A 7721-nucleotide genomic window follows, 5' to 3' on the forward strand; every position below is an offset into this window, starting at 1 on the left:
CCATGGAACACTACGAAAACCAATCCAACAGCAACCTCGACCTGGCGCAGTTCGACGACGCCTTCGAAACCGCCGAAGTCGAGGAACGTGAGTTCGAGGCCGTTCCCGACGGCAAGTACCAGGTCAACGTCGACCGGGTCGAACTGACCCGCGCCCAGACCTCGGGCAATCCCATGCTCAAGTGGACCCTGCGCATTCTCGCGCCGACCCACAAGGGCCGTCTGCTCTGGCGTAACAACGTCATGGCCAGCAACGAGAACATCAAGTGGCTCAAGCAGGACCTCTACACCTGCGGGCTGCAGCTTCAGAAACTCTCCGACCTGCCGGGCCACCTCGAGCAGCTTCTCAACATCAAGCTGGAGGTGACCAAACGCACTCGTGGTGAAAACGAGAACATCTACTTCAACCGTCGCATTGTCATGGCCGACGATGCCGGGGCTCCCGGCGCGGCGATGGACGACATGATCCCGTTCTGATGATGGACCGGATCACCGTTGTCGTCGACACCCGCGAACAGGAGCCCTACAGCTTCGATACAGACAAGGTTTCGGCGGTTCGCAAGGCGCTGCCCGCCGGTGATTACTCGCTGGTCGGCCTCGAGGAACGGGTGGCGGTGGAGCGTAAATCCCTGACGGATTTCGTCTCCACCGTCATCCGAGGGCGAAAGCGGTTCCATCGCGAACTGGAAAAGCTCTCCGCCTACGAATCCGCCTGCGTGGTTGTCGAGTGCAACTTTCGCGATCTGGTCGATGGCCGCTACCGCAGCGATGCCCACCCGCACGCGCTGATCGGAACGGTCGCCTCCATCGTCGTCGACTTCGGTGTCCCCGTCTACTTCTGCTCGGACCGGCAGGCCGCCTGCCGTTTTGTCGAGGAGTACCTGACACGTTTTCACCGGAGGATCGCGAGATGCCAAAAAGAAATGAGAGTAACCCGGCGCGACTCCGGGGAAGAATAGAGCGCGTTTACTATGCCGGACCCAAGTTCTCCGCAGGCCGACTGCTCACCCCGACCGGTGAGGAAGTCCAGTTCGCGGGCAATTTGTTCGCCCGTGAAAATCAGCCTGTGGTCCTGCTCGGGTCGTGGTCCACCCATCCCAAATACGGCCGTCAGTTCAAGGTCGACGGGATGGAGCACGATCTCGAACTCGATCCGGAGGGGCTGATCCACTATCTGGCCAACCATCCGGAGATCAAGGGCATTGGTCCGGCCAAGGCCAGATTGATCGTCGAGAGTTTCGGCGACGCCTTTGAAGAAACCCTTCTGAGTGACCCCGAACGCATCGCGCTGAAAGCCCGGCTACCCATGGACGCGGCCCGGCGGCTGCGCGACGAATGGTTGAAGAACCGCAGCGTCAACGCCGTCATGGCCTGGTTGTCGGCATTCGGCCTGACCCATCATCAGGTCACCACCCTGGTCGAAAGACTCGGCGGCAACTGCCTCGATATCCTGAAGGAAGACCCGTACATTCTCATTCGGGAGATCCGGGGATTCGGCTTCAAGAAGGTCGACAAGATTGCCCGCAAGCTGGGAACCCCCAAGGACCATACCCCTCGTATCCGGGCCGGGTTGAATTTCTGCGTCCGTGAAGCCCTGGACAATGGCCACTGCTGGATCGAATACGAGGATCTGGTCGACCAGGCCAATCTACTGCTGGTCATGGATGCCCTGGACAGCCGGGTTCGTATCGAGAGCGCCCTCGACGCGCTCATCGAAGAACAGGCGCTTTCCTGCGATTCCCACGGCGGGCGTTTCGTGGTCGCTCTGCCGGAGATCGTCCGCATGGAGCGGGAGCTGGCCGCGCTGTTCGGCCAGGCCGAAACACCCAACCCTCATTTTCAGTCCGTCAAGAAATTCGATGCTCTGATTCGGCGCTGCGCGGCGACGCTGAACGAGAAGCAGCTCGACGCAGTGCGCTCGGCCCTCCAACACAGCATCAGCCTGATCTCGGGTGGAGCCGGTTCGGGCAAGAGCTACACCATCTCGGTCATCAACTCCATCTGCGAGGAGAGCGATCTGGAGGTCGTTCTCGCCGCGCCGACCGGCAAGGCCGCCAAACGCCTGGAGGAAGTCAGCGGCCGTAGCGGCACCACCATCCACCGCCTGCTCGGCTATGACGGCAAGGGTTTCTCGCGTAGCAAGGAGAACCCCATCGATGCCGATGTCCTGGTGGTCGACGAGTTTTCGATGGTCGATGTGCCGTTGGCTTGGCACTTGTTCGAGGCGGTCGATCTGTCGCGGACCACGGTGCTGCTGGTCGGGGACCACAACCAGCTTCCGCCGGTGGGACCCGGAAACATCCTGCGCGATCTGATCCAGACACGCGCCATCCCCACGGTCATCCTCGACAAGGTCGTGCGCCAGGCTGGCGTCCTCAAGGAGAACTGCACCGCCGTTCTCAAGGGCGAGGTGCGCAAGACCAGCGAAGCGTCGGTGGGCGGATGCCGGGATTGGTATCTGGTGGATCAGTTCACCGACCCGATGGCGGCACGCTCGTTCCTGCTGGAGTTGTTTCAGGAGCGGCTCGATGCCCTGGGTTTCGACATCATCAAGGACGTGCAGGTGCTGACACCGACCCACAAGGGTCCGCTCGGCACCAAGGAATTGAACGAGGAGCTGCAGCGGCTCATCCAGCGAAAGCTCTGGAACACCGAGGTGCCGCCGGTCGCCATGGGCCGCCGCGCCCCGTTTCTCAAGCACGACAAGGTCATCCAGACCCGGAACAATTACGACCTGAACGTGATGAACGGTGCCATCGGCCATGTGGTCGATGTCCTCGCGAACGGCACCCTGGTCATCGACTTCGACGGCATGCCGGTGGAACTGGAGAAAGGGTCGCCCGACCTGCAGGATCTGCAGCTCGCCTATGCGCTCACCATCCACAAAACCCAGGGTTCCGAGTTCCCCTGCGCTGTGGTGGTGGTTCACAAGGCGCATTCCTTCATGCACCACCGCAATCTGCTCTACACCGGGGTGACCCGCGCCCGGCGTACCGCCATTGTTCTGGGTGATCACTGGGGCATCCAGAACTGCGCCAAGCGATGCCAGGTGGATGACCGCCGGACCTTCCTGCCTCTGTTTCTGGACGCCGTCCAGCACGCGGATGCCGATTTCGCCCGTGTCGCGGAGGCCGAATGAGCATGGGCGGAACGGATAACGTCAGGGAGTATTACCGGCTCGTCACCGAGATGGACATCGGTGACGTGGCCCGGGAACTCCTGCCGGGACGGATCACCCAGGAGACCGGCCAGCGCTTGATGTGCGACTGCCCCAACCATCAGAGCCAGTCGCGCCTGTCGCTGCACGTGATGCTCGACAAACAGGGCTGGTACTGCTTCGGCTGCGGAGTCGGCGGCGATGTGCTGCAGCTCGTGGAGTTCATTCAGACAGGCTCGGTCACCGCCGGGCAATCCGGACCGATGCCGGACAGCCACCGCCAGGCCCGAGACTATCTCGCCAAGAAGGCGGGCTTGCCGCCGCTGTCGCGCTATGGCCTGAGCCAGGAGCGTCTGGCCCAGACAGAGGCCGACCGCGCCTTCGAATTGCGGGTCAAGGACGCGCTGACGGCGCTGGCCAGGCTTTACCACGCCAGGCTCAAGGAGTCGCAGGAGGTCCTCGACTGGCTGAAATCCAAATATGCCCTGAGCGAGGAGACCATCGACGATCTCCTGATCGGCTATGCGGACAACGCGTCCGGCGCGGTCGCCCAACTGACCGGGGGTGAAGACGGCTTCTCCAAGCGAGAGCTCGCCGCCACCGGCGCTTTCAGGCCCACCAGCCAGGACGGCCTGACGCCATTTTTCGAGCGCCGCATCGTCTTTCCGTACTGGAGCCGTGGCCGGGTGGTGTTCATGATCGGCCGCAAGACGCCGTGGACCCCGGACGTGGGCTGGGAGCAAGGGAAATACAAGAAGCTGCCGGTTCACGACGAGCACCAGCGGCCTTACGTCGCCGACTTCATCAACAACGCGCTGCTGTTCAACGAGGACTGCCTGCTGGCCAGGCCCGGCAAGGTGATCATCACCGAGGGGGTGACCGATTGCCTGGCGTTGATGCAACTGGGCCTGCCCACCGTGTCGCCGGTCACCGTCCGCATCCGGGCCGCCGATTGGGAGCGCCTGATCCCCAAGCTGCGCGGCGTCGAAACCGTCTACATCTGCCAGGACAACGAACTTTCCCAGGCCGGTCTCAAAGGGGCGCTGCAAACCGCCCGCACCCTGGCCGAACACAAGATCGACACCCGCCTGGTGACGCTGCCCTTGTCGGAGACACAGATCTCAGCCCGGCAGGAGCTGACCGAACGTTTCGGCCTGACGGCGAGCGTGGGGCCGAAGGAGCTGGCCAAGCTGCTGGCGGGACGGCCCGCCGAAGAGATTCAGGCGGCCGAGGCGCTTCTCGCCACCGCCAAGATCGACGTCAACGATTACATTGCCGCCGGGCATACCCGGGAGGATTTCGAACGTCTGCTCGCCGAAGCCAGCACGCCCATCGAGTTCGGCGTGCGCTCGCTTCCCGAGGGCGCTGAGGAAGAGGAACGCAACCGCTTGCTCGAACCGATCCTGGGGGAGATCTCCGAGCAGTCTCCCCTGGAACAGGCCCGTCTGCTGAAGCTGGTGCAGGAGCGCATCGGTGGTGGCGTTTCGATGGCCACCCTCAAAGAGCAGATCCGCGCCATCCAGAAGGACCGCAAGGTCGAGTTCCGCAACGAAAAGAAGAAGGCCAAGCGGATGTCCGGCGCGATGCCCGGATCGTGCCGCGCCAGGGTCGACGAGGTGCTGATCGACACGGAACTGGAGAACGGCGCTCCCGACTACACCCTGGCCGCCGAGGCCGCTTACGACTGGTTCACCGCCAACGGTGCCCAGTTCTTTCACACCCTGCAGGGCGAGCCTTTCATGTATTTCGACAACGCCATCTACTGGATGGATTCACCGGACCGAGGTCGCAAGCGCCATTACGCGGCCATGCTCTATAAGCACACGGGCATGGTGCCGACCACGGGCGGCGGACGGACATTTTTCGAGGTACTGCCCAGCCTGGCCATGATCCGTGGCCAGGTGCGCGACCATTTTTCCTGGCTGCACACCGATGTGGCTTCCTACACCGTCTATTTCAATCTGAACAATCCGGAGCACGAAATCGCCAAGATCACCCCGGACGAGATTCAGATCATGAAGAACGGCGGCAACGAGGACGGCATCATCCTGGACGGCTCGCGGAAGATGAAGCCGCTGAAATTCCTGCCCGACGCCGACCTCGAAGAGGCGGACCGGCTCCTGGTCGATCTGCTGGTGGGCAACATGACCTGTCCGCAGGGGGATCGCTTTCTCATCCTTTCCTGGCTCTCCTGCTTCCTGCTGATCGACTTTGCCGGAACGCGGCCCATGACCCGCTTCGAGGGCTCGGCCGGATCGGGCAAGACCACCGCCAGCAAGATCACGTCGACGCTGCTTTTCGGCGAGCCCCAGCACAAGAAGGCAACCGACGCGGCGAACTACACCGATGGCTCGCAGAACCCGCTCATCGTCCTCGACAACATCGAGGTCAAGCAGATGACCGAGGATCTGACCACTTTCATGCTGACCAGCATCACAGGCATCGCCAAGGAGAAACGGAAGAGCGGCACCGACAGCGAGACCATCACCGAGCGGACCAAATGCCTGCTGAACACCACCGGCATTGAGCCGCTGTGCGGGGAGCTTTCGGAGATCCTTTCGAGGTCCTTCGTCATCAACTTCGACCTCGCCAACCAGGCCAGCGACTGCTTTCTGGAATCGGAGGTCATCTCCGCCATCCAGCAAAACCGGGACCTGATCATCTCGGCCATCATGAAGCGGACCAGCCATGTGCTGGCGATGATCCGGGACGGAGCCCAGAAACAGGTCATGCGCCTGCTGCACCGAACCATGCCGACCCATGGCAAGCGCCGGTGCAACGACTATCTGAGCCTGATGTACCTGATGATGCTGGCCGGGTCCGAGGAACACGAGGTGACTACCGGACTTGAGGATCTGAGCCCGCTGTTCATCGAGCAGATCCATTCCATCAACGATACCAGCCAGGAGATGGCGCGAGAGTCGAACCCCATCGCCACGGCGCTGGCGTCGCTCTTCCACGCTTATCGGAACGCGGTGGAGCTGGACGAGAAGGCTCGCTACGGCGAGGACGACCGGGCAAACCACGTGGTGGGGTTCATCGAGCGCTACCAGGTGCGGTTCGAGAACGAGAACACCATGGAACCGGTGTCGGCGGGAAGGCTGCTCGCGGCGCTACGCAGAGTCGGCCGGGAATTCAACCTCGAGTTCGAATACAAGAAGCCCGCCCAGCTCGGTCGGCGCATCAGCAACGACCTGGACGTCATCCGGGACGCAGGGTTCGACATCGACCGGCAGCGCAACGCCCACACCAAGAATTTTGAGTATCGGATCAGCGCGAACAGGGGGAAATGAGGCAGAACTGGAGAGTTATGCCTGTAATAGACGACGTTGTAACAACGTCTGCATATCGCGGCGGCCGTCGGCAATCACCATGACATAAACATTTTCGGCCATGACCCGGTAGATGATGCGGTAGGGTTTGAAAAATATCTCACGGTACTCGCGAAGTCCGACGGCCAGCAGTTCCTTTGGATAGGCTCCTCGCTCCGGGTTCTCGGAGAGGCTCGAAAAGGCCTTCTCTATTTGATCGAGAACGTAGTCCGCTTTTCCCGGCGCGTCGTGGGACTCAATGTAGTCGTACAACTCCTCCAAATCCCGTGACGCATCGTCGGTCAGTAATATCTGGAAAGCCATCAGCGATTCTTGCTCCGATTTCGAAGTCGCTGGATGACATCACTGGCGGGCTGGACTTTGCCTTCCTCGACTTGACGCGTGCCGAGCGCAAGAATCTTCAGAAGAGCCATGGTCTCCTGGGTTTGCTCATAGCTTTCGATGTCCTGCATCACGACCTTGGCTTCGCCATTCTGAGTGATGACCAGGGGTTCACCTTGCCCTGACATGTTGCGCACGATTTCTGCGGCATGGGCTTTCAGGTAACTGATCGGTTTGATTTGACTCGATAGCTTCATAACCATCCTCCTTTGTATGACCAAATATAGTCCGAAAAAAGGTCAACTGTCAATCTGAAACGCTCCGAGTCGCCACAGTGGTGAATCGGGAAACCATCCAGGACGCTCTCGGGCGTCCTTTTCTTTTGCGGTGGTGCGGTGAACACCGCTGTCCCTTGCGGTGGATGACCACCGCACGCCAAACCCTTGCCAGACAAGGCTTTCATGCCCTTTGCGGTGGATGCGGTGGTAAATCCAGAGGTCTCACCCCCTATGGGCTGAAATATTTTTTCGACCCACCAACCCGGCGTCCCCCGCCAGAGAAATTCCGGCCCAGCGTGAGAGACATTCCCCAAATACCACCGCAACCACCGCACTCCTTCTTCTCTATCTTTATAACTATCGAGAAATAATAAACAAACAACGCACCACCCCCTGCGGTGGGACGAGAAAACCTTCCACCGCACAACCACCGCAACCACCGCAGATATCCACCGCAGAGTCAGCCGGTTTCTGGAAAAACGTTTAGAGACCTCAAAAAACAGTTACAAAACGGCCACTCGCTAAAAAAACGATTACAAGCGAAAGCGTCGGTCCGCCGTCACATGGCCATGGGCTCCGGTAAGTAACGGGAAAAGCGATTAACCCGTATTTCTGGAGCCCGAAGCCATGAGCC

Annotated in this window: 6 protein-coding genes; 4 read left to right on the plus strand and 2 right to left on the minus strand. The window is 60.8% G+C overall.

The window, feature by feature from the left end; translation table 11 throughout:
* Positions 1-2: 2 nt before the first annotated feature.
* From DFT_RS19825 to DFT_RS19840, 4 genes are read left to right on the plus strand one after another with little or no spacing between them, the layout of a single operon-like run.
* Complete coding sequence (locus DFT_RS19825; RefSeq protein ID WP_011367844.1) at positions 3-476, plus strand: DUF669 domain-containing protein; 474 nt, start codon at positions 3-5, stop codon at positions 474-476.
* Entirely contained in the window at positions 476-958 is a 483-nt protein-coding gene (locus DFT_RS19830; protein ID WP_011367843.1) for an ERCC4 domain-containing protein, read from the plus strand. Before DFT_RS19825 ends, DFT_RS19830 begins: the two co-directional genes overlap by 1 nt.
* Positions 910-3138, plus strand: coding sequence for an SF1B family DNA helicase RecD2 (gene recD2 / locus DFT_RS19835; protein ID WP_054032982.1), 2229 nt, complete (start codon positions 910-912; stop codon positions 3136-3138). The genes DFT_RS19830 and recD2 overlap by 49 nt, the downstream gene beginning before the upstream one ends.
* Positions 3139-3140: 2 nt before the next feature.
* Positions 3141-6449: a CHC2 zinc finger domain-containing protein gene (locus DFT_RS19840; RefSeq protein WP_200907105.1), complete on the plus strand. Its 3309-nt coding sequence runs from the start codon at positions 3141-3143 to the stop codon at positions 6447-6449.
* Positions 6450-6464: 15 nt separating this feature from the next.
* Here DFT_RS19840 and DFT_RS19845 read toward each other — a convergent pair whose 3' ends face one another.
* Both DFT_RS19845 and DFT_RS19850 read right to left on the minus strand, forming a co-directional pair.
* Positions 6465-6791: a type II toxin-antitoxin system RelE/ParE family toxin gene (locus DFT_RS19845; RefSeq protein ID WP_054032984.1), complete on the minus strand. Its 327-nt coding sequence runs from the start codon at positions 6789-6791 to the stop codon at positions 6465-6467.
* A complete protein-coding gene (locus DFT_RS19850) occupies positions 6791-7066 on the minus strand; it encodes a type II toxin-antitoxin system Phd/YefM family antitoxin (protein ID WP_054032985.1) in 276 nt (91 codons plus the stop codon). The genes DFT_RS19845 and DFT_RS19850 overlap by 1 nt, the downstream gene beginning before the upstream one ends.
* Positions 7067-7721 lie beyond the last annotated feature (655 nt).

The sequence above is a fragment of the Desulfatitalea tepidiphila genome, from assembly GCF_001293685.1.
GTDB classification, from domain to species: Bacteria; Desulfobacterota; Desulfobacteria; order Desulfobacterales; family Desulfosarcinaceae; genus Desulfatitalea; species Desulfatitalea tepidiphila.

Excerpts from the sequence above, each read along its gene's own strand:
- DFT_RS19825 (WP_011367844.1), top strand. The coding sequence starts at position 3 with ATGGAACACTACGAAAACCAATCCAACAGCAACCTCGACCTGGCGCAG.
- DFT_RS19850 (WP_054032985.1), bottom strand. The coding sequence starts at position 7,066 with ATGAAGCTATCGAGTCAAATCAAACCGATCAGTTACCTGAAAGCCCAT.
- DFT_RS19830 (WP_011367843.1), top strand. The coding sequence starts at position 476 with ATGATGGACCGGATCACCGTTGTCGTCGACACCCGCGAACAGGAGCCC.
- recD2 (WP_054032982.1), top strand. The coding sequence starts at position 910 with ATGCCAAAAAGAAATGAGAGTAACCCGGCGCGACTCCGGGGAAGAATA.
- DFT_RS19845 (WP_054032984.1), bottom strand. The coding sequence starts at position 6,791 with ATGGCTTTCCAGATATTACTGACCGACGATGCGTCACGGGATTTGGAG.
- DFT_RS19840 (WP_200907105.1), top strand. The coding sequence starts at position 3,141 with ATGGGCGGAACGGATAACGTCAGGGAGTATTACCGGCTCGTCACCGAG.